Here is a 22683-nt window from a genome sequence, read left to right on the forward strand (position 1 = left end):
GCTGGACCGCTATGCGATCAGGTTCCTCGTGGCATCGCTGACACTGGCGGGCTTCAGGTGATTCCGAGTATACTGGCTCGCCCGCCCTTGATGCCATGGTCCTTGCCGTAGCGCCACAGGATGGCGTCCATGATGCGCAGTTCGGAAATGGGTGTCTGGACCGTAGAAAGCTTGTGAATGCGCCCCAATCGTCCAGCAAGGTCGGGGTCTTCCATGAAGAGGTTGTGCCAATTCAGCCATTGGCCTTCAGAGGTGTCTTTGCCCACGACTGCCCCAATTACTTTGTCCCAGATGGGGATGAGATGCGGTCGCTTCCTCGCCATGATCTTGCTGGCTGTGGTGGCCCCGACATCCCAGCGCGTTTTGGGTGTGCGTCTCAGCTCCTGCCAGAGCAGCCATGAGGGGCTGCCCTCCCCGAGAGTGGCTTCCGCTTCCGCGACCGTGAGGTCGCTCATCTTCACGTCGGTGGGTATATCAGCCAGGAGATCCTGTATTTTCCCCGCCAACAGCTCCTCCTGCAGTCCGATGATGGCCTGGGCCGGCACTTTGACGCTGAGCATGGACACGGCGACAGCGTCGCTGTCGGTGATCCTGTCCCTCACCTCCGGGTTGTCGCCGCGGTTCGCCCATTCATCAAAGTAACTGCCGGTACTGAGCAGCCCCGTCTTTGTGGACGGTTCAAGGTAGTAGCGCCGGAGCAGTTCGGCTGCGGCTTCGACGTTCTCTTCTTTCAGGATGGCTGGTAGTTCCACGAATCCCCCTATGGCTTCCATGCGCGGAGTATGACCCTGACTGACCCTGCGACGTCGCTGGGTAGTCAGTCTGTATGGCGAACCTCAATCCCGGGGTGGTTCTCAATGACCCAGGCGGCCATCCGACGGTTCCGCGCCGCGATGAACTCCAGCGTGGCCTCCCGGTACGTCACGTACTCGTCTTTTGTGGCCGGCATCCCGGAACGCTTGAAGTTGTCGAAGGGCAGGTAGAACCGAACCTCTTCGTAGTCGGGTGTCACGAGGTCTTGAAAGTGGAAGAACTCCACAAACTCCTTGAACCCGTCGAAGAGCGCAAAGAAGTCCGCGTACGCGTTGATGACATCGGCCAGAGGGCTCTCCGGTTCTCCTGCGTAATGACGCCGGATGCACTCCAGGGTCAGATCCATCCGGTCGGCGATGAGCGACCTGAACCCCCGGGCCTGGTTCATCGTGGGTCGGTCCTTCTTCCTGACGGGCCAGATCATCGCGCTGCCGATGGTGTACGGCGGATTCAGGTAGCGGGACCGCTCGTCCTCGTTCAGCGAGGCGATGGCGTTCGCCAGAGACGCCGTACGTGACCGGGGTGGGCTGTATGAGCTCGTGATGGCGTCACTGCCGTACCAATGCCTCGCCTCGGAGGGGTCAGTGAAGATGAGGTAGCCGTCCCCACGCTTCGGCGGCGCGGTCGGTTCGAAGACGACGCCGGGTCGCAGCTCCTTGGTCCACAACAGCTCGTGGTCCGCCCGGAGATTCGGACTGCCACTGTCCGGGTCAGTCCCTGGAGGGGCGTCGGTCATGTAATCGAACGAAGTATCGAAGACGCGCGGCTGTTGCTGCTGCGGGTATTCCGGATCACTCAAGGTTCCCCCAAAGACCAGAGTTATAAGACGAACGAACCGGTGGTTGGGTCCGCAAATGTCGCGGCCATCGGCTCTGTCCCAGACTAGGTGTCACTTCCTGATATTGAAACCCCAAGTGGCCGACTGACTCTCGGCAATGCCCATGTTCCCTGGGGTTCTGATTGTGTGCCCATGCAGCCGCTTTTTATGGAATTCTTCCCGTGTCCTGTACGTTGCAGGATCGGTAATCCCCATCAACAGAGAAGAGATGCACCTCCGTGGCAACCGATTACGATGAACTGCGCACCGACGTCAAGGAATCCCAGGAAAACTCCCTGGAGGCCCTGAAGTCCGCCAAAGCCCCGGATGCGAAATCCGTGGTTCAGGAGCTCGACGAGACTGACGCCCTGGACGGCCTGACCCCTGGCGGGGAGTTCATTGCCGAAGAGCTGGTCGTCCAGGTCATCCCGCAGGCTGACGATGAGTTCACCTGCTGGTCCTGCTTCCTGGTCCGCCACCGTTCGCAGAAGGCCCGCGAGAAGGACGGCCATGCTTACTGCGTCGAATGTGAAGGCTGAGCGGTTTTGGCCGGCTGTCCCGGAGCATATCTGGAACAGCATCCGCGAAGAATTCACCCTGCCGACAGCGGCAGACCTGGAGACGCATTTCCAATCCCTCGGCGACCCGGAGGCCATGCGCCGGGCAGTTCGGGTATTCATCGGCGAGGGAACCTTCTGCCCGGGCTTCCAGCTCAAAGATGGGCTCCTCCACGAACCTGTGCTGCGCCTCTTTGACCAGGCGATGAGCCTGAAGATTCCTCATAACGTGTTCGCCGCCTGGATGGTCAGCCCACTGCCGGCAGAAACCCGTTCCCGGCCAGTGGACATACTGGGCAGCATGACGCTGCTCCAGAGCTCCTTGGTCGCCTTTGGTGACAGGTACCGGCCGGCCGAAAAGCGCAACTAGCGGCTTGGCTCTGCCGTATCCCAAGTCAGATGGCTTCGCGGAGGGCATGGATAAATGGCTGCACATGTACCCGACCTAGCGGGCATCCTGCCCGCGGTCCAGAATCTGACGAACTTCGCGAAAAGCTTCGAAACGGCGGTTGGCACGGGCTTCACGAACTGTCGGATCAGGGTCTCTGAGTGCCGTCCTGCCGGGGTGGTAGGTTTCCACTGCTGCATACCGGGCAGCGACACGGGGGTGTTTGCGAGCGAACCGCTTCCACAGGGTCTGCGCTTCGCCGCCTTGGAGAAGTACAACTTCGAGCTTTGGCATCAAGTCGATCAACCGGGCCGAAGGGTTCAGCCCTTCCGTGATCTGCGGGCTCCTCAGACCGCTGGACTGATCGTGGCGGTACCACGGGTAGGCGTTCCAAGGGGTCAGGTCAGCAGGCGTCAGGTCCACCGAGGCGAGCAGTTGGCATTGGAGGGCTGCGGAATCGTCGTCGTTCTCCACGCACAGCATTCCGGAGCCCATGGTCTCGTGGGTCATCGGCCCGGGATCACGCAAAATGCTCAGGATCCGGGCCTCCGAGCCCCCATGAAGAGGCGCGACGTACGGCACCCACCCCCGGCCGGTCGAAGGCTCAGGCTCCCGGAGGGACTCGACCAGCTGGTTCACGGCACTGACGTGTGCAAGGTGCACACCGGCGAACTGCTCAGCTTTGAAGGCCGCGTCCCTCATCTGTTTGACCATCCTTGGATACTAGCCGTCGTCCCGTCCCGGTCCGTCGTGCGGTGTGATGTGGTCATCGCTACGTCGTGAAGATTGGCTCATGTTCAACGTCGTCGTCCCAGTAGTTGAAGCGGTCGCCCAGGAGTCCGAGGAACGATCGTGGGTCCACACGGTTGAGGCGCACCTCCAGTCCCCACCGACGTACGGTCGTGAGCGCGGCGTTCGAGAGGTGAAACCACATCTTGTCTTCGGTGAAAATCTTCAGCGGCGGCTCCGGGTCCTCCTCCCGTTCCTCCTCCTGCGTGAGCAAACTGACTCGTTCGACGTCGGCCTTGGTAATCGAGGTTGTCATGTTCAGGCCGCGCTGCGCTGCGCGTCCATTGACCACAATGTTGACGACCGCGAGAAGAAGGTGCCAGTCCTTCCACCCTTCGGCACGCAGCGATGTCACAAGTTTGAGGAAGTCCGGGTCCCCAGCAAGCCGCGGGAGCGTCAGCCGCACCGGTGGCAGCATTTTCTCGTATCGTGCGGCGATCGCATCAATGGACGCGGCACGGTCGTAGGCCGATGCATGTTCCGGAAGCTTCCTGCGCAGTCCGGTGGCGGGCTTTGGCGACCGCGGCCTGTCGGCTCCGATGAGACCCCCTGACAATCCGCTGATCCCGTCGTAGAACGAGTCTTTGTGAACGTCGACGAGGTCGTCGTAGGGACGCACGCAGGTCAGCATGTGCGGAAGCCCGCGTTCGAAGGTCCGCTCCATCACGGCGATGAATGCCGGCTGCCCGAGGAGCGACTGGGTGACGATCGTCTGGAGCGCCGCGGAGGTGACCTCGAGCTGGTCCGCTTCGGGTGCCAAGGCTCCCGAACGGGAGAGGATCACCCGATGCCCGACTGTGCCACGGTCGCGCTCCGACTCCGCGGTGAACACCGATCCGGGCTCCACGGGCCGGTCCGAGACTTCGACCTCGACGCGGATCTCACCTGGCACGAGAAGCAGGTCCTCGCCGGCGAGGTCAGCGAGGGTGATCTGCACAGCCGCCACGAACCTCTCGGCCGCGAGCACGTGGGCCCGCTCGTTCGGGGCGGTCACGACCCATACGTTGCCGAGCGCGGCCCAGCTGTACTCGCGCACCGGGCCTGCATCGGAGAAGGGCCGCCCAAGGCCCCCGCGGTCCGCCGCGTCTGCGGTCTCATCCTCTCCGGGGGGCTCAATGTGTGCGACCGAGGCCAGCATCGGAGCGACGAGCTCGTCGAGCTGGGTGGACTGGACCACGCGTTCGATGGCAGGTAACAGCCCGGGGCGAAGCGAAGACGCGGCCCGCAGGACGTGGCACTGGTCGATTAGCATGTCCATGAAATACGGATAGCGCTCGAAGCTCCACGGATCACCCGCCAGTTGCGCCTGTGCCCAGATCCCGATTTTGAACGTTTCGGTGGCAGTTAGCCACTGGCCGGCCTGGTGCTCGTACGTCGCAGTCAAGATGATGCCCCGGGCCACGAGGCCGGCGAGATCGGGGCCGCCGCTCATTCTTGCGACCGATACCGCGCTCATCGCGTACTGCTTCGCGGCCAGTGGAAGTCCGAGGTCGCTGTATACGGCCGACGCGAGCAGCATCATGATGGCCGCGCCCTCCGCAGCGTCACCGTTGAGCCAGCAGAACTTCGCGGAATGAATCTCACGAAGGGCGTCCAAGGCCCGGCCTCCTTGGAGCAGAGCCATGGCGCGGCTTTGTGCCCGATCTCCTGCCGAAGCCCGCCCCGAGCGCTCGATCGTTACATCGTCCAGCGCTTGGCGCACCTTGAGATAGTCAGGGTGGTCGATCAGGGCAGGGGCGGTGAAATCGAAGATCGACATAAGCTCATCCAGGGGTACCATCGGAGCCTCCGGCAGGGTCTCCACGAGGTCGACCAAATGCCTCATGCCTGCTTCGAGGTCGCGCAGCTCCGCGTCGGACGGCACAGCCGGGAGTCCGCGTCCCTCCCGCTTGGCGGCGCTCAATTCCTGGTGGATATCCGACATCAACGGACCAGGGCCGGAGACTTCGTCGAGCTCCTCCGGCGTGAAGCCCCGGGGACCGAGAGCGAGGATCGCGCCGGCTGCCAGCAGGCCCGCCTTCGCATTCATCCCGGGCGCTGCACGCAGCTCGGCTTCAAGCACCCTCTCCAAGTCCTCGGTCCATGCTTCCGCTTCATCCGATGTGATGGCGGTCCCGCCTCGCGGCAACGTTGCCTGCACGAGGCGCAGCAGGGTGATGGCGTCGACCAGCACGCCGGAGTCGGATGATTGGGAGGATAGCCGCCCGAAGTAGCCGCGGAGGATCCCGTCGACCGGCTTCAGTGTGTTGAGCCCGAACCCGGTTGCGAGGACGATTTCGTAGTCGATGCGGTTGAGCACATCGTCTCTTCGATGTGCTGCATCTCTCAGTGCCCGCGCCGAAGCGAGCCAGTCGGGCAGGTCGGCGCGCGCTTCGGGATTAAGGCTGGAGAACCGAAGGCCTTCCCGCAGGTCGACGAACTCCCCCATCGAGCCCGAGCGGTCTGAAGGTGTTCGCCAGCGATTGCGTTCCTCGATATACCAGTCAGGGAGCTCATCACGGGACTCTTCGCGCACGGGCGCGAGGGAGGATGGCAGATGGAGGAAATCGACGGCGAGGTAGAACAGGTCCGCACTGGCGATCTCGTTCGCGATCGCCTGCGCATCCCAGATCTGGAGTCCAATCGAATGCTGTTGGCGCGCGTGTGCCTGGAGCTCATGCCTCTTCGCCGTATCGACCGGCGTCACGGTGAAATAAATGACGCGGTCGACCGGCTCCCCCTTGCCGCAGATCTTCGCAAGATCAGACCGGATCTTGGACGGAACGTTCTCGCGCTGCGCAGTTACTGCGAGAACGACTGCATCCTCCGTGGCAAGAGCGGTGAAGAGTGACGTGTCCGGCAGCTCCTTGGCCACCATGCTCCAGAAGCTCTCGGCGTCACGTCCTCCGTCGCCGCCGGCTGAGACCGGGCCCGTCGCAGGCAAGACGTTGCTGACGATGCGACGGCGGGTCAGACCGAGACACAGCTGCTCGAACGGGTGATGCGCGTTGGTCTCGCCAAGGGTCTCGAGGTAGAAGCGGATCATCGTGGCGAGCTGGGCTGGCGAGGTCATGGTGGAGGGCTTCCGGATAGGTGAGGACTTCATCGTGGCATCTCATGATGGGAATTCATCGCCACTCCAAGGGCAGTCGTCTGGCCGCTCATGCTCGTCGGCGGCCGACCCATGCCAGATGCCGGTCTGCCACCACACTCCCACACAGTCGACGGCCGCGCAGGATGCCCCACACGGGTGCGCCCTTCGACAAGCTGAAGACTGAAATCTCCCGGGTTGACTAGGTCCCGGTCCAGCACGATCGGCCACCGCTTCCAGGTGCCGTGGACTTCCCAACAGAGACCCACACCCATGTGTACGCCGTACCTGCGAACGGCGACCCAGTGGTCCGGATTCTCTGCGAAATCCTCTATGGCTCCTCGGTCGGACGGTCCTGTCGGCATCACCATGAAATCGTCGACGGGCAACACTTCGACCTGCCAAGCGATCTGAGCGAGATCGAGCTCCCCGTAGTCATTCAGGAACGAGACATTCTCGGCGTGGTCAAATACCCATTGCTCCAGAACATCATCCGGCCAACCAAGCTGGTGGACCCTCTCCAGCTGCCGGAACTCGGCGAATCCGTACCCGCTCTCACGGCATTGCCGGGCGAGCTGAGAGAAATCCCCTAGGCGCATGCGGCGATCGTTCATATGGCTCCATGCACATCAGGAGTCCAGCCGTGAACATCACCGCTCAGGGCATTCGCAGTGCCTCGGCTCATTTGGTGCAGCGCGGCGCGATGTCCGTCGCCGATTATCGGTGTCATGTGGAGGTTCTCCTGGATCTCGAGTGCACGCTTCGAATGTGGTCAGCAATTGCCATAAAGATACTGTCCGGCACCGACACAGCATGCGAACCTTGGTGCTACCGACTCGGAGACCGTAACTCATGGCGTAGAAGGCGACAGCGGAAGATGCTCCGACGTCGAGGGGGCCGATGCTTCATCATGGGAGCCGGGGCAGGCGGCCGGACTGAAATTCACTACCCATCGATGCCTGACTTCCTTCCCGTAAGCTGTCCCCTCGGTGTGGTTCCGAGCGGCCTGGAACGTGGGCACCTGACTCAAGCAGGCTTAAACCGGGAGGCAACCGTCTCACGCATCCTCGCCACGTCAACGTCGCCGGCGGGCTCTTCTACAAGCACTTTGGCCAGCCGTTTCGGCCAGAGTACATGAATGCCATGGGTCGAGAATGCGCCTCCGATCAAGGGCCAGTCGGCTTCAACAAAGCACAGCGCCCCGGTGACCGGAACATCCCCGATAAGGTCTCGCACGACGTCGACCTGTTTGAGCACCCCATCGACCAGTTTCGTGCAATCCCGTCGGCCGACGAGGAGTTTCTCGACGCGGGGGCGAAAGATGCCACCCTCGATCTTCAGTTCAGGCCGTCCCTTGTACCTTTTGGCGTCGATGACCCAGATTCCACTGCGAGTGATGGCGATGTGGTCGATGTTGGCTTTCGAGCCGGGAATGCGTCGGTCGTGAAGGACGGCCAGGCCATCGGCTGCCAAGGCATCCAGCCGAGCGCCGAGGCGTTCCTCGCCAATCGCGCCTCGATCCCAGGACTTCGTGCTTTGGCGTTCGTCAGAGAGGACGACTGCGATGCCGCCGAATGGACCCCACTTCTCGCGGAGCTTTTCCTCGTCTTTCGCTTTGCGACGCTCATACTCGCGTCGGGCTGACGAGCCAGCTACTCCGGATACAGCCGACAACGACTTATCACCAAGTCGTTCCAGGTCGGGGGTTGTTTCCGGGGTCTCGGTGGCACACTCCAAGCATCGGACGGTCTTCGTCTCGCTCTCGTAGATCGCTTCCGTCCCGGCCGGAAGAGATGCACCGCACAGCCGACACGCTCCGGCGTACCGGAGCCTCATCTTCTTCATGAGGACACAGGGTGGAGCATCGACACGGACCCAATCTGCTTGTAGATCACGGCGGTTAAACCGCGGATACGTTTACCATGGCTCAATCCTCGCCCACCGCATGTCAATTCCCTGCAAACCGTCCCAGGAGCTGAGTGGAAATGTCGACCGCCGGCCTTCCGGTGAGCTGTAGTGACCTACGATCGAACGCCCGTAGGTCACTATGTCGTCTGCTGGCTGTCTGTATCCGGGAATTCACGGAGTGTGGCCGCTATGGCCCTGACTGCCGCCGGGTCCTCGGTCCAGTGCCGGGCCGTACGTGTACAGGCGTGGAAGTTTGTCACTTTCGATGCCTTGGCGGCCTCAGTTAGTTCTGCCCACGCTTCCCGCAGTTCCGCTTGGAGCTCAGGTGACATGGGCGCGCCTGGGACTCGCTCCGCCGCCACGACTGGACTTATGGGTGCCGCGGTTGCGCCTCTTCGCCGAAAAAGACTTCTAAGACCCATTTCTGTTCCCCCCTTTCCCCTCTGCCCAGAGTATCAATGTCCTCTCAATGCGTCCGGGACACTACGACCGAGCCCAGCCCCATGGCCAAGCGGATAGCAGCAGCCGAACAGACGCGTTAATCCCGTGCGGCGGGCGGCGTTTCCAACGCCGGAAACAACCCTTATCCATGCCCCAGACAACGAGAAGAACAACAACTTGGCACTCCTTCGTTTGACGCCTTAGTCCAGTCGATGTTCCATGCGCGCTGCTGTAGCGTGGCGTGCTGAAGGCCTGCCGGTCCCCCATCGGTGGGCCTTCTTTTTCCCTCGCTGCGGGGCACAATGGGCAAATTCTTGGCCGAAGTTACCCCTGAAGTCGCTATGAGACTGACGAAGCAACCGCTGGATATCAGTCCGCAAGGGTACGGAGCTTGGCGGCGCTGAATTCCTCGTCAGAGAGTGCACCCTTCGCATGGAGTTCTGCAAGGAGAGCCAGTTCTGCCGCTAAGGACCTTCTGCCCCGCATTTTGCCAAACAACCTCCGATGCCCGCCCGTGCGGGCTTGGGCTGCCGCTGGTTCCTGCGTCTGCCGTCGTGATGAACCTTTGATGGCAAATGCGATGAGTAGGGTTATCGCGAGGACGCCTAGCGCGATTCCTAAGGGGGCTCGGAACGGCTCGGTTGCGTTTGCCACGACGGCAATAACCACCGCAGCAACTGCACACGTCCCAGCTATCCGAAGCCACCCTCGGCTGAGGCTGAACGCAAATATGTATTGGCCTGGTTCGGTCGGTACTGCATGTTGGTTCATCTGCCGAGGATAGCCCTACGAATCCTCATAGAACATCTCCTGAACGCGACGAACTGCCGAACGCTGAACTCGGCATAGGCGTCCTTGGTCCGCTTCCCGTTCCCATCGAGGGTGTAGTTCTTGCGACCCTCCCAAAATACGAAGTCAAGATCGCCTCGTTGTGGACTCAAGCGTTGTCTGGGTTGTCGAGTTGCTTGCGCAGCCGCCGGGCTTCAGCCTCCGCCGCGGCGAGTCGAGCCTCGATCTTCTCCCGATCAAGGTTCGTAGACGGGCGCGGTGCCGGCCTCGTCCTCGAAACGAGCCAGCCGATCCGCTGATAGCCAGTGATCCGCCGCACATGCGTACACGTGAAGCAGTCCCTCTCGGCCTCGGGGCGCGGCCAGCGCATATCGATCATCTTCCGGATGTGGTCTCGCTCGAAACGCCTTTCAGGCCATCCAGGGTTATCCACTGCCGCCCAGCTTTCCTCGAAATCACGGCGGATCTCCACGATGCGCTCCTCGGACACCAGCTTGGGCCCGTCCTCGGGCTTCCAATCCACATCAGTGCAGACTTGCTCATAGTGCCCGCAGGAGAGCCTGACCCGCCAGAACGCCGACGAGTGTGGCGTGGGTTTCCGGATCTTCGCCCAGTCCTCGGCGTCCATCCAGTCGTAGTCAGGTTCCTCAGCATCAGCTGGGAACTCCGTGATCTTCCTGTCGACCCACTCGACGATGTCACGATACGGCTTGGCAGCGGGCCCATGGTCAGTCGTACACCAGAACTCCCCGGAGGGAAGCCTGCGCTGACTGATGAGGTCGGGGTAGCGGCGATCGTCCGGATAATTGTCCTCGCCGTGCGTGTAGACCTCGTGCGTACATCCGCACTCCAACTGGACGCGCCAGCGAAACATGTTCTTGGCTTCCGGGACGACGAGCGGCCAGAACACCGGCTGGTACCGCTGCCGTAGCTCGGCCACAGCCTTCTCGAACTCCCGGAGCGCCTCCTTCTGGGGCCGCGCCCGCCCAGGTACTCGCTTCAGCAGTTTTCCGGATTCACGTGTCTGGTCATCGACTTCACGTGTCTGGTCATCGACCGGGGCAGTCTTGGCGGCGCTCATTATTCAATGCTCGTCCACAGCGTCACCCAAGTCTAGGAACAAGCCGGACATCATCCCGAAAACGTAGCTTTGAACAAAAGCCAGGTCCTGCGCAGTTCCAGCTGATGGTTTCTCGTTCGGCTAACTGGTTGGCACCATATCCCTCCACGATGGGCACCTGGGGAATTTTCTTCTGCATTGCACCGGGAGCACCTCCGCGACAAAGGCCAAATCAGTTGCGCGGACTGAGACGATGCGAAAACGAGCGCGCTAGCTAGAGGGCAAGCCCAGTTTGTCGAAGAATGCCCTGTTCCGTTCAGTGGCCGCGTTGACGAGCCGGTCAAAGTTCATGACCTCGATGTAAGCCTTGTACCGTTCGTTGAAGCCGAAATAACCGAGGCCGTCGTGGGTCGGGCAGGCCGGCATACTTGCACCGGTCGATCATCGTCGGCGTAGGATCTGCGACGACGTAGCAGAACGCGTTAACCCCAGCGATCGAACTGTTTGAGGGCTTCAGAGAGCTGCGTTAGGCCTGCATCAAATGTGTCTGCTTCACCCTCGGTGGCTGCTGTCCATCCCCATGCTTGGCGGTCTCCGTACTGGCGGAAGTCTTCCTCCCAGATGTTGGTCTTTGTGGAGTGATTCCAAGCCCTCTCTCCCGCGTATCGGCCGCCGCAAGGCCGTCTGGGGTTACCAGGTATGAGGAACTGAAGCGCCATGGCCATCCTGTACTCTGCGCGACGAGTAGCGGTTTCGACTTCAGACGAATCAGCAATGAGGTCTGTCAGCAGGATATCCAAGTCAGCAGAGACGAGTTCACTTGCAGGGTACAGCCAGGCTGTCCCACCCCACCGCGGCAGTGCTTTTGCAAACTCGTGATCAATCACGTATTCATCCTGCAACGCCAAAAGAGCCTGGATATCCTGCCCAACGCTTGGGTGCCGCCATGTCGGCTCTGTAGCCGCACGAATGAATACGTCCTCCCTGTCATGGGATACGGCGATCATGGCTATCGCCCGAAGCACCAGGAGGGCTGGGTACTGGGAGAGCTTTACCCAGCTTGCATGATAGGTAGTTGCGTCCTGGGTCCGCGCTTTTAGCAGCCGTTGGATGGTCCATACCCAAAGGTCAGTGTGGACCCGGTCCCGATCCAACAACACCGCCGTCGCCACCAAGCGGATCAGGACCCGACTTGCCTCGCGTAGTTCCAGGCATGATTGCTCGTAGGCCAGCACCTTGGCTTCTTGGTTGCCGTCCGGGAAGAGATAGCCGTGACGCTGGGTCGCCTGCTGGATTCTGTCGATCTCTTCGCCCAGGATGTCGCGGATCTCAATGAATGACTCCCGGTAAGGGAGGAGCTTCTTAAGCCGGGTGGTTGCCATTTCCTCGGTCAACGGCGGTGAGGACAAGGAGTCCAGGGATTCAAGACGATGCAGCAAGTCCGGTAAGAACTCATCAGCGGTGACGCCTCCGATGACTCCGGCACCATGCTGGTCCTTTAGAGCCGAGGCAGCACTTCCAAGGGGCCCCAAAGTTGACCAATAAAGTGGATACCTCCGTGACCGCCGGCCCTGCAACGCCTCGACCAAAGCGTGATCCCAGTCAGCTGACCATCCGTTAATGACCAGACCAAAGTCGTCGAATATCTCCTCCAGGAGTTCGCGCATCACTGGGCTGTACTGGTTCAGCTCCCCCAAAGTGTTCTTCTGGTTCAGCGAACGATAATCGCCATGGATTTTCACCACGGTACACCCAGCATGCACCAAGGGCCTTCGTGCCTCAACTGCCGCATCGGTGGCAAGGACTTGATGAGCAACGCTGGCCGCGTCCAATGCCTGTTCGAGCAGCCCGTCGAAGTTCGTTGTCACGATTACCCGGACCGATCCCCTTCTGGCCAATTCCGCGATGGCCTGATGAGCCTTCCCCGGCACCTTGATGCCTTCAGCCCGCTCTTCCTCGGATGGTTCAAAATACCCACTCAATAATGCGCTTCGCGCGGCGGGCGTCAAACCAAGGTTCTCCATCAGGTTCGAGTAGCCGAGTTCGCCATCATCGCCGTGCTTGCTCCACCACATTTCGATATCGGCATCCTTGGGGTTCATGGGAAGTCCATCGTCAGTAGCGGCCGCAGCCTTGGCCACAAGGTCTTTGATGACACCCCAGCCAGTTGGTATGCCCGCGCCGGTCGATGTCCCTGACCCAACGAGCAGGGCGTACACGCCTGGTTGATCATGCATGGACACGGCAAGGCTGATGCGCGGATCAATCCGTCGGGAAGGCTGTGAGGTCATGTTGTTCAGAGTACCTAGAGCGGCTCTTGTCTCAGAGCGGGTAGTCCTTGGCATCAGGCCAGGGCTCTTTCCAGTCCCGGTTCTGCGGGTGGCTCGATAGCCACTGGCGAATGTTGATCAGGACTTCATCGACGTCGTGCAGAAGGTCCCGCTGCTTGCGGATGAAGGTTTGGTCCGTCACGTTGGTGCGCAGGGCGTGGGCGGGCTTCTGCCGCGCCGCACGGATCGCGCGTAGGGGTTTCAGCGCCCACTTCACAGCATCCGCCTTCACATGGTTCATCGTCATGAACAGCTCAAGCCGACCAAGGGTGCCCAGACGGTCCCCTCTCTCGTTCACATGCGGAACCTTGGCCTTGTCGAGTGCCGCGCCGTCGATGTTGTCCGACAGGAGCTTGTCGAACGAGTGAATGAAGTGGTCCCACTCCCGCTGGTCGGCCCGGAGGATCCACCCGAAGTCCTCAGGCAGCTCGTGCGAACGGAAGATACGCGCGCCCCACACGTTCTCGAACAGGTCGCTGATGGCTTTGAGCTCCTGGGCGAGCCGGGCGAACGGTCCCATGCCTTCTGGCCAGTGGCCCATCTGTGAGCCGTACCAGACGGGATGAGGGTCGATCCCTTCCACGTCAACCTGGAAGCTCGCCCAGCGCTGCTGGTGCTCAGGTGTCAAGTCGTCCAAGTCGCCGTAGAAGGCCGCGACGCGTCGGACGATCGGGGCATCCGGGACCTCTGGGTCGTATTGGCGCATGTCGTAGGCGAAGCCGAGGTGCATAAGCCCGACTTTGTCCTTCTTCGGTTGGTCCTTGTTGTCGTATGCCTCGTCGGACAGCCAGAAGTTGATGCCGAAGTCGCTCATGCCGAACCTGAAGCGGGCGTCGTTGCGGTAGCCCTCAAGCACGTCCGGGCTGAAGAAAGCGAGCTCCAGTGTGGACCGGCCACGCGCCATAGCCCTGGCGAACGGGGCATCTTCGAATTTCTTGGGCAGCTTCAACCGCTTCAGCGCCCTCGCCTTGGGGTAGAGGCAGACCCCGTAGTCGTCGTCGGAGAGCCCATGAAGCTCTTCGATCTGCTCGGCGACGGTCCTTCGCGAAGGCCAGGGACGGATGTGGATGTTCATGTAGTCGCTCGGACCCACGACTTCGATCAGGCCGGCAACTACCAGTTCTATCGCTGTCTCGATCTCGTCGCGTGAGTTTCGGGGGGTGCTGACATGCAGCCCGTTGAAGTCCCGCGACTCCATGTAGCGCAGCTTCACCTTTTTCAGCAACTCGCGCGCAGACGTGGAGAGGTCGTCTTTTGCAGCCATGCCGATCTAGCCGTTTTCCCTGGTCATAACCTGGCTGGGTTCGACTCCAGGCTGTGGTGACAGCTGCACGGCCTCAGGGGCGGTCGCGCCTTCGACGGACACGACGACACACTGGTCCACGAACTTGGCTAGAACGCTCAGCGTCGCTAGTTGTTCGAGGCCGTCTTGCTCGGTGAAGTCCTCTGCGACGTGCGTCGCCGGGTTCCGGATCACCATGTTCACACCCGGGGCGAAGCTCAGCAGCCCGGCCTGCATGGTCTTGACGTCCTGGTCATCCGAGTCGCCGGGCCAGCGCAGGCGGGGCTTACCCTCCTGAGGGTCGGCGATAGAGAACGCCTGCTGCCACAGAGATGTGTCGCTCGCGTTGTTCCGACTGGTGAGCTGCTTCATCTGGCCGCTAACGGCTTCCGCGGAGGCCGCAACTGCTTGCCGCAGGTGGCCGTCGTTCCAGAGACGCTGGGCCGCAGCCCACACCAGAGGGTGCAAGAGCGAGGGCTCGATCGTCGGCGACGAGAGCGCCTCGGCCTTCGCCTTGAGACCCTCCAGTCGACCTGCGGCCTGGAGGCAGAGGCCTCGGAGGACAGGAGCGTCGAGCAGCGGCTTCGGCTCGAGCATCCGCTGCCAGTTCACGAAGGGGTCGAGCGCCCCGACTCCCTGGACTACGAGTCGGACGTTGGTGACGCTGCTGAGATCCATGAGCGCGCCGGCGAGGCGGTTCAGCTCATCAGTCAGAACTCGGACGCGTGCCTTGTCAGCGCTGTCCTTCGGCAGGACAGCTGGAGCGATCCCCACGGCCATAGCCCCGAAGCCGGAGTTCTCCACATGGTGCGTCATGAACTCCTCGAACGTCCTCGAGAACTCGTCGAGGCGCTTCGCCAGGAACTCCAAGTACTCGCTGTTCGTCCGGACGTCCATGTCTCCCCCTGATTCGGTCGTGGCGTTCGCGCCCCACAGTCATCTATTGCCGTGGATCGGTCACCTGCCACAAGTCTGCCGGAATTGCGCCGACTTTCACGAACTGGTGGCTCTGCGTCCCGCACTCGAGCACGTGTTGTTCGTGGAGGTCGAGTTTCCGGCACCGCTCTCACACATAGTCATTTAAGGGCATACCCCCGGAGGAAAGCGAATAACGGTGTGAGCGAGGGTGCTGCGATTCTTGCATTATCAGGCAGAACGGTGCGAACACCACATGAACACCAGGGTCGGACTTCTTCCTGCTTAGGCGCATGGACGCGCCGGGAGACAGGAGCCGCGGCATGGACGGATAATGAGCGGCTATGGAACCAAATGCTGAGGTTCCCGCGGTCCCTGTCCAGGGGAAGAGTGGGCCTCGCCTGGTTCAGTTGATGTCCGCGCGACGCATGCCGGGCCTCGGCATATCCAAGGGTTCTTGCCAGTCCGGTCTGCATGACGAAAGAAAGAACCCCGACAGCCGGGGCTGTCGGGGTTCCGTCGAGGCCTGTCAGGAGCCGCTGATCTTCCCTGCCGCGATGAGCTGCTGGGCGCGATGCTGCTGCTCATCGTCGCCAAAGCGCGTCACCGCCGTCATCAGATCCATGCCATCCTCAAGTCCGCCATAGATCTCCTCCAGCCGCTCGCGCGAGCCGCCGAGCAAGTTGATGCCGCCCAGCGCGTTGATCTGCTCGAGCTGCAGGTAGGCGCGGTACACGAGGTCGACGTGTACACCGTCATCGGCGGTGAAGGGGTTCGGGACGTAGTCGGCGTCCGGCGTAAGGCCATCCGTGTCGAGGCCCAACTGGGCCAGCTCGTTCTTGTTCATGGATGCTTCTCCTTGGTTTTGGGACTGTCACTCGGCTGTGACGACTCTCGATCTGAGACGGTCAGGATGCCCCCGGCCGGGCTCCGCCTGGCTGGAACGCCTGCGGGCCGACCATGATGATCACATTGATTTGGACGTCACTTACCTGGCGTACCAGGACGTCATCGACGCCTTTCAGCATACCGATGGGTGGACCAGCAAGCGTGGCAGGAAAGCGTAAAGACCATGTGTGCGCGCCCTGCTGACATCGAAATTCTGGCTGATTGGTGGACGGTAACCAGGATCGGTCCGACCAGCTCTGGGGTTCTCGTGGGTACCGCAGACCTACAAATTCCGTTGCATGTCCTCCAGAATGGGGATACACCAGGGCTAGGCTGGCGGAACACAAAGTCGGAGGAGGATCCCCTGAAGCGCAGCACCGGGTTGTTAGCGGCCAGGAATACTGCCCACAGGGGCGGGGAAGCCCGGGTCAACCGCCGCTTCGAAGCGTTTCGCGAGGTCCGCCGGCTATTGAACGGTGACCCGGTGGTATCTAGGCGAGGCTCTAGCTGCGCTTTTCGAGCGGACGATACCTGTCGCCGAGCATGCGCGCCCAGGCACAGGGGCGCGCATGCTGTACCTTCTCGTCACTGGAGACAGTCCCTGTCCGGGTCCGCCTAATGAATTCCGGCCGCAGCGGGGGCGTTGGCCTGTGCCGCGGTTCGGGAAGGCAAGGTAGCTGCAGCCAGTATTCCTGCAGCCACCAGCAGCCCAGCCGCGACGGCAAGTGCGCTGCCGTATCCGGCGACCAGTTGGCCTGCCTCGGTGACGGCCGAATGCTGGCTGCTGTTGCTGACCGTTGCAGCAACGCCTGCCAAAACGGCCAGTCCGAGGGCAACGCCGATTTGCTGGGCCGAGTTCAGCAGCGCAGAGGCAATTCCGGCCTCGGTTTCCTTCGTGTGATATACGGCGGCCTGGGTCAGGGCGATAATGCCGAGACCGAACCCAAGGGCGAGGATGAACATGGCCGGTGCCAGGTGCAGCCAGTAGTTCGTGTTTACCTGGATGAAGGAGAACCAGAAGGCAGCCCCGGCACTGAGCAGTGCCCCCGCTGCTGCGATGAGGCGCGTGGCCATCTTCAGCAGCAGCTTAGGCGCGGCCCCTGCCCCGAGCACCAGCCCTGCCGCGAACGGCAGCCAGCTGGCACCGGTCCGCAGAGGGCCGTAATGCTGAACCTGCTGGAGATAGAGGGTGATCACGTAGAAGCTGCCCATGGGACCAATGGCTAGCAGCAGCATGGAGGCGTATGCGCCAGCGCGGCCACGGTCCCGGAACAGCCCCAGTGGGACCAGCGGCGTGCTGCTGCGGGATTGCAGGGCGATGAAGGCAGCCAGCAGCAGGGCTGCAGCGGCTACCAGACCAAGGCCCAGAGGGTCAGCGAAACCCTCCTCGCCAAAGCGGGTAATTGCGTACACCAGGGCGACCATGCCGCTGGTTCCCAATACGGCGCCCCTGACATCGAGACTCCCGGCGTGCCGTCCTGCGCTCACCAAGGTCCGGCTGCCCAGGAGCACGAGGATGCCGATGGGTACGTTGATGAAAAAGACCCACCGCCAGCCGAGGGTGTCGGTCAGGCCGCCACCAAGAAGCAATCCCACCACAATTCCGAGAGCGGACATCGCGCCGTACAGCGACAGGGCTGCATCACGGGTCTTGCGTTCGGAGAAGGTTGTCGCAATGAGGGCCAGGGCGTTGGGCGCAACCAGTGCTGCTCCCAGCCCCTGAACCGCTCGGGCGGCGATGAGGGTCTCGCTGTTGGGGCCAAGACCCCCGGCCAGCGATGCGATGACGAAGAGGGCGAGACCGGCCTGCAATGCATGCCGCCGTCCGTAGAGATCGCCAAGCCGACCGCCCAGGAGCAGCAGAGCCCCGAACGTGAGGTTATAAGCATTCACAATCCAGGGCAGATGCACGGCGTTCACCCCGAGTTCCTGCTGGATGCTAGGCAACGCGATGTTCACGATGGAGTCGTCGAGCACCAGCATCAGCTGTGCGGTCGCGATCACCAGCAACGGCACCAATCCGCGCCGCTGTCCTGTTTTTCCGGTCATAGCATGTCCTCTACAAATTGGCGGGCAGCAGAGCCCGCAGAAAGTTCAGGGGGTACCCGAGTCGGGTGTTTTTTGGGGTTGCGCGGCCTGCTGGGGTTCGGGTGGACCCCGCTGGCCAGTTGTGGAGGGATTCATTCGCCCGCGGGCGCGCTTCGATGCCTCCTGTTTCGGGAGGGGGCGCCAACTTCTGGGCCGTTTTTGCGGCGTGAAGTTCCAGGGAATTACTAGCCGCTAACCACGTAACCGGCGGCAATGACGGCTTGGCGTACAGCAGCCGCGGCGGCTTTGCCGCCCATCAGGAGGCGGGAAAGGCCACCAGGAACGAGCTCAATAGCCACAGAATCCACTCCCTCAAGGACCAGGACGGCCTTCTCGACTGTCTGGGCACAATGCCGGCAGGTTAGGCCCTCGAGAGTGAGCTCAGCAGCGGAGGAGGTGGGCTGCGAAAAGACGTTGGCTGTGCAGCAACTGCATCCCGCACTCGAGGCGAGGGGAAGCTCAGTGCGGTTTCCAGATTCAAACATGTCAGTTTCCATTCCTTGATGGAGCATCAATGGGCGCTGGGGTTGACGGGCCGTGAAAGCGGGTGTTGGCACCGGCCGGGACATGCCTTGTCACTGACAACGCATCCACTATACCCCCCGGGGGTATAGTGCGCAACGTGGGTAGATTTGAGCGCCGTTTATGCGTGCCTGCGGTATGGGGGTCAGTACAGCTTTCGTACTTGTCCGGTAGAGAGAGCAGGTCGCTGAATTGAAACAAGGCGTCACTGCGGACGCTTTACACGACGAAGGAGCAGAGGAAGAACTATGGCTGTAGACCTCACACGTATGCAGAAGGCCAATTTTGTCGACGAGGACAAGTACGAACTCATTACTATCGGGCGGATCACGAAAAGGATGGTGACCCTTGACGGGGCCAGCGCCCTTCTCGTCCGTTTCCCGGTGGGAGCATCAGTGACGGAGGATGCGGTCAAGACCGGAATTCTCGACACGGATATGTGTCCCATGCCGCATGTCGCCTACATCCTGGAAGGCAGTTTGGGGGTGCGCCAGCGTACCGGATCCGAGGAGGAATTCTCAGCCGGAGATCTTATGATGCTGCCGCCGGAGCATGAAGCATGGACCGTCGGGGACAGGGACTGCGTCTTTATCGAATTCATGCGTGGGACCAGTGACGTCTACGACTACTGGCCGGAGCACTGAGCGGGCGCGTAGGCGCCATGTGAAGTGCGGGCACGATGAGCGCTGAAGATAGCGCTCATCATGCCACGTCTCCCGTTGGGCAAGTCGCCGCGCCTAACGGGAGGCGTGCCAGAAGTCATCATCTAACTGTTCGCCGGCTTCGTCCCAGAGGGGATGGCGGCGCTGTAACATCGAGGGTGTCGACGACAGTCAGGCTGCCTACTTCCGTCGTCGGCGGTCTGCCTGTTCGACCAGTTCCGTAATCCATGGCCGATGTCCGCGTCGAAATTCCATCCACTCAGGCAGGCCCTGAATAGAGGGGCCGGACCTATCGATGTCGATGGTGATCCGGCCGCCACCCACAGGTGCGTTGGTGATGTGCAGATCACCATAGGCTTCCGGAAGCACAGGATCCATCCACAGTCCCCGACGGGAGACATGAACGTCGTACCGCATCAGGTTCGTCACCAGGAGGATCGGGGCCGTTGCTGCCCAAGCCTGGGGCGAACACGCCGTTGGATAGGGTACGGGTTCGGCGAACTGATCACGGCTGAAGCCGCAGAAGAGCTCGGGCAAGCGCCCGCCCGAGAATTCGGCGGCTTCCAATATCGCAGTGGTAATGCGCTGTGCTTCCGCCACGAAGCCGTATCGCAACAGACCGGCAGCGATGATTGCATTGTCGTGGGGCCATACCGAGCCGTTGTGATAGCTGGCCGGGTTATATGCGCCCATGTTGCTGGCCAAGGTCCGTATACCCCAGCCGCTGAACATCTCCGGAGACATAAGCCGCTCGGCAACCTGCGGAGCCTTGTCCTCGTCTACGAGTCCGTAGACCAGACAGTGGCCCATGTTGGAAGCACACGCGTCCACCTGTCGCTTCCTGCCGTCGAGTGCGATTGCATAGTACCCCCGGTCCGGCATCCAGAACTGCTCGTTAAATCTCCGCTTCAGTTCCGCCGCCCGATCGGCGAGATCATCTCCCCGTGCCGTGTCGCCCGCGTCGTATGCCATCCAGGCACGCGCGGTATACGCAGCATAGACATAGGCCTGGACTTCACAGAGCGCGATCGGGGGCTCCGCAAGTGTTCCATCGGCAAAATTGATGCCGTCCCAGGAGTCTTTCCAGCCTTGGTTTATCAGGCCCTGGTCGTTGAGCCGTTCATATTCGACGAAACCGTCGCCGTCCTTGTCCCCGTAGTGACGTATCCATTCCAGGGCGCGGTCCGCGTGGGGCAGCAAACCGGCGATAATATCTGCTCCGAATCCCCACCGGCTGACGGCTCCGAGCACATCCACAAATAACGGAGTCGCGTCGACGCTCCCGTAGTAGGCTGAGTTGCCTCCAAGGGCCAAACCGGCATTGAGGCTAAGCCTTACTTCGTGCAGGATCTTGCCGGGCTCCTCCTCGGTCAGCGGGTCCACGATGGTTCCTTGCCGGTCCGCCAGCGTCTGCAGCGTCCCCAAAGCCAGTGAGGGATCCACCGGTAACGCCATTTCCGAGGCCCACAGGGAATCCCGGCCAAAGAGCGTCATGAACCACGGCGCACCTGCCGCCACCACAACGCGTTCGGGATGATCCGGATCCTCGATCCGGAGGGCACCCAAGTCGTCGTAGCTCCGCCGTAACGTACGCTCAATGGATCGGTTACCCATGCGAACGACGGGAATCCTGGCAACCCATTCCTTGCGGCGCCGGTCACTGGGGGACAACTCCTCCCCCTCAGGGTGGACAAGGGTGGCGCTCCGGCCAGAGCCTTCAACCTCAACCCGGGCACTGACGACAGCGCTCCAGTCCCCTTGCGGTGGGACAGATACCAGAAAGGTGACCCCCTCCGGCTTCACCTCTGCTCCCGGAGCCTGAATGACGACCCGTTTTCGCATGCCTTGCCAGACACCGGAAATGGTCAGCTGGTCCCCATCCACGTACCGGGTTGCGTCCCACGCACGCTGGATCCGGGCTTCCTTCACTTCAAAAAGGTCCGCGAAGTCAGCTTCAACCTCGAGGGAAATCGCGCATTCGACGGGTTTGGTTGAATAATTGCGGACGGTAAGTCGCTCCTGAATACCCGCGCCGACTTCCCGCAGGCGCTCCACGATCAGCGGGCTGTCGGCATATCCGTCGGAACGGGGAACGCGACCTGCAAACAGGGCCCGGAACGGCTCGCGCGTCTCGGCAGCGAGGGACTCAAGCGGATGACTGTTGACTGTCAGGTTCCAGCGGGACAGGAATCGGGTGTCCTGCACGAACAGGCCATGCGGGTGCTCGGGATGAATGTCGCCATTGGGCAAAGAAATGCAGAACGAGGTTTCCTCGACCAGGGTGACGGTCCCTGCCCCTACTGGGCCGGCAGCCGTGTCAGCATTCCATCCAGCCATCCTGGTTCCTCCAAGAAAGCAGCGCCGGCACAACGTGGTCTCTTAGACACGCTTGGGCGACGGCACCTCTGTTTACTTGACCCTACTCTCCCCCGGCTAAGGGGTGTAGACCCTGTTTCATATCCCTGCATGGCATCCAGAAACAGGACCCAGTGCAACGTACCTGTATAGCAGGAAGCCGGGAAACGGCGGGCCTGTCAACCGCGGGGCACCGTATGGTGGGCGCTGACCGTTAGGAAGCTGCCCGAGGGGCGAACCAGCCGGAGAAGTCCGCAGCCCACTCTTGCGGGCCAACAAACCCGATGGAGCCCAGCTGCCGCGCCTCCTCACAGCGGCGCAGACCCCACCAGAGGTCGTAGAGCACCCGCGGGGCGACATGAACCTGAAGATCCGGGACACGTTCTGCGCGGCCGATGCTCGCGGTTGTCTTGCTGTTCTCTGTGCAGATCCAGCCATGAAGGGGAGCTCCCCTGACGTTGTCGAACTCGAACCCCAGGACAATCGACTTCCTGGGCAGGGAATCTGTCACAAGGCTGCGGCCCATGTGTTCGAGCAGCGTGCCAAGCCCTGTCCGCAGGTCATTCTCAAAGGGCGCATGCCAATGACTCGCCCAGAGGCCCAGCGACTCCAAGGTCTGCCGCAGCGCGTAGCCGACCGGCGTCAGTCTGTAGCGTCGTGAGCCGCGGGGGCCGGTTTCATCGTTGCGAACGACAAGCTCCAGCTGGACCAGGCGCTTGAGCCGCTGGGAAAGCAGTGTCCGCGAAAGGTCAGGCAGGGCCCGGGACATATCGTTGAACCCCATTTCACCGCAGAGGAGTTCGCGCACGATCAATAGGGACCAGCGGTCACCCAGCAGCCGCAGCCCTTGTGATATCGACCAATAATCGGCACTCGGGCGCCCTGCTGTTTTCGCCAGGTCGTCTTGTTCCCGGGTGAACTGCTCCGCAATGGTCGTCATCGTCCCTGAGCTCCAAGCGATCCGTGAGTTGTGCTGCCACCATTCTTCCCGACCCTTCGAGGTGCTGTG

19 protein-coding genes are annotated in these 22683 nt (G+C 61.7%); 4 read left to right on the forward strand and 15 right to left on the reverse strand.

Annotation, left to right across the window (positions count from 1 at the left end; genetic code table 11):
• Positions 1-53: 53 nt before the first annotated feature.
• On the reverse strand, positions 54-773 hold the full coding sequence (locus AC1DIP_RS06710) for a DUF6308 family protein (protein WP_477733291.1): 720 nt from the start codon (positions 771-773) through the stop codon (positions 54-56).
• Positions 774-817: 44 nt separating this feature from the next.
• Positions 818-1612 (reverse strand): DUF6994 family protein, encoded by a 795-nt coding sequence (locus AC1DIP_RS06715; protein WP_477733292.1) that lies wholly within the window; start codon positions 1610-1612, stop codon positions 818-820.
• Positions 1613-1869: 257 nt separating this feature from the next.
• Between AC1DIP_RS06715 and AC1DIP_RS06720 the strand changes: the two genes are divergently transcribed.
• Complete coding sequence (locus AC1DIP_RS06720; protein ID WP_354258907.1) at positions 1870-2169, forward strand: DUF4193 domain-containing protein; 300 nt, start codon at positions 1870-1872, stop codon at positions 2167-2169.
• Positions 2141-2557, forward strand: coding sequence for a hypothetical protein (locus tag AC1DIP_RS06725; RefSeq protein WP_477733293.1), 417 nt, complete (start codon positions 2141-2143; stop codon positions 2555-2557). Before AC1DIP_RS06720 ends, AC1DIP_RS06725 begins: the two co-directional genes overlap by 29 nt.
• A 75-nt stretch (positions 2558-2632) precedes the next feature.
• On the opposite strand, the gene AC1DIP_RS06730 is transcribed toward AC1DIP_RS06725, so the two are convergent.
• Positions 2633-3289 (reverse strand): uracil-DNA glycosylase, encoded by a 657-nt coding sequence (locus tag AC1DIP_RS06730; RefSeq protein WP_477733294.1) that lies wholly within the window; start codon positions 3287-3289, stop codon positions 2633-2635.
• Between the two features lie 58 nt (positions 3290-3347).
• The gene (locus AC1DIP_RS06735) at positions 3348-6416 is read right to left on the reverse strand and encodes a hypothetical protein (protein ID WP_477733295.1); all 3069 of its coding nucleotides are present in this window, start codon (positions 6414-6416) and stop codon (positions 3348-3350) included.
• Positions 6417-6679: 263 nt separating this feature from the next.
• Between AC1DIP_RS06735 and AC1DIP_RS06740 the strand changes: the two genes are divergently transcribed.
• Positions 6680-7027, forward strand: a complete 348-nt coding sequence (locus tag AC1DIP_RS06740) for a hypothetical protein (RefSeq protein WP_477733296.1) — start codon at positions 6680-6682, stop codon at positions 7025-7027.
• Between the two features lie 433 nt (positions 7028-7460).
• Here AC1DIP_RS06740 and AC1DIP_RS06745 read toward each other — a convergent pair whose 3' ends face one another.
• The 9 genes from AC1DIP_RS06745 to AC1DIP_RS06785 form a co-directional block, all read right to left on the reverse strand.
• Positions 7461-8279: a nuclease-related domain-containing protein gene (locus AC1DIP_RS06745; RefSeq protein ID WP_477733297.1), complete on the reverse strand. Its 819-nt coding sequence runs from the start codon at positions 8277-8279 to the stop codon at positions 7461-7463.
• Between the two features lie 873 nt (positions 8280-9152).
• A complete protein-coding gene (locus AC1DIP_RS06750) occupies positions 9153-9554 on the reverse strand; it encodes an SHOCT domain-containing protein (RefSeq protein WP_477733298.1) in 402 nt (133 codons plus the stop codon).
• Positions 9555-9720: 166 nt separating this feature from the next.
• Positions 9721-10653: a hypothetical protein gene (locus tag AC1DIP_RS06755; protein ID WP_477733299.1), complete on the reverse strand. Its 933-nt coding sequence runs from the start codon at positions 10651-10653 to the stop codon at positions 9721-9723.
• Positions 10654-11114: 461 nt separating this feature from the next.
• Positions 11115-12923 (reverse strand): SIR2 family protein, encoded by a 1809-nt coding sequence (locus AC1DIP_RS06760; RefSeq protein WP_477733300.1) that lies wholly within the window; start codon positions 12921-12923, stop codon positions 11115-11117.
• A gap of 31 nt (positions 12924-12954) precedes the next feature.
• The gene (locus tag AC1DIP_RS06765; RefSeq protein WP_477733301.1) at positions 12955-14226 is read right to left on the reverse strand and encodes a hypothetical protein; all 1272 of its coding nucleotides are present in this window, start codon (positions 14224-14226) and stop codon (positions 12955-12957) included.
• Positions 14227-14232: 6 nt separating this feature from the next.
• Positions 14233-15141: a TIGR02391 family protein gene (locus AC1DIP_RS06770; protein WP_477733302.1), complete on the reverse strand. Its 909-nt coding sequence runs from the start codon at positions 15139-15141 to the stop codon at positions 14233-14235.
• Between the two features lie 547 nt (positions 15142-15688).
• Positions 15689-16006 (reverse strand): hypothetical protein, encoded by a 318-nt coding sequence (locus AC1DIP_RS06775; protein WP_133830821.1) that lies wholly within the window; start codon positions 16004-16006, stop codon positions 15689-15691.
• A 656-nt stretch (positions 16007-16662) separates the two neighbouring features.
• The gene (locus AC1DIP_RS06780; RefSeq protein ID WP_166183129.1) at positions 16663-18096 is read right to left on the reverse strand and encodes an MFS transporter; all 1434 of its coding nucleotides are present in this window, start codon (positions 18094-18096) and stop codon (positions 16663-16665) included.
• A gap of 224 nt (positions 18097-18320) precedes the next feature.
• A complete protein-coding gene (locus tag AC1DIP_RS06785) occupies positions 18321-18620 on the reverse strand; it encodes a heavy-metal-associated domain-containing protein (RefSeq protein WP_133830822.1) in 300 nt (99 codons plus the stop codon).
• Positions 18621-18905: 285 nt separating this feature from the next.
• Between AC1DIP_RS06785 and AC1DIP_RS06790 the strand changes: the two genes are divergently transcribed.
• A complete protein-coding gene (locus tag AC1DIP_RS06790) occupies positions 18906-19301 on the forward strand; it encodes a cupin domain-containing protein (RefSeq protein WP_133830823.1) in 396 nt (131 codons plus the stop codon).
• 198 nt (positions 19302-19499) lie between these two features.
• On the opposite strand, the gene AC1DIP_RS06795 is transcribed toward AC1DIP_RS06790, so the two are convergent.
• Together AC1DIP_RS06795 and AC1DIP_RS06800 are read right to left on the reverse strand one after the other, a co-directional pair.
• Positions 19500-21656: an amylo-alpha-1,6-glucosidase gene (locus tag AC1DIP_RS06795; RefSeq protein ID WP_133830824.1), complete on the reverse strand. Its 2157-nt coding sequence runs from the start codon at positions 21654-21656 to the stop codon at positions 19500-19502.
• A gap of 232 nt (positions 21657-21888) precedes the next feature.
• Complete coding sequence (locus tag AC1DIP_RS06800; RefSeq protein ID WP_133830825.1) at positions 21889-22614, reverse strand: winged helix-turn-helix transcriptional regulator; 726 nt, start codon at positions 22612-22614, stop codon at positions 21889-21891.
• Positions 22615-22683 lie beyond the last annotated feature (69 nt).

Source organism: Pseudarthrobacter sp. 05T312 (genome assembly GCF_056396685.1).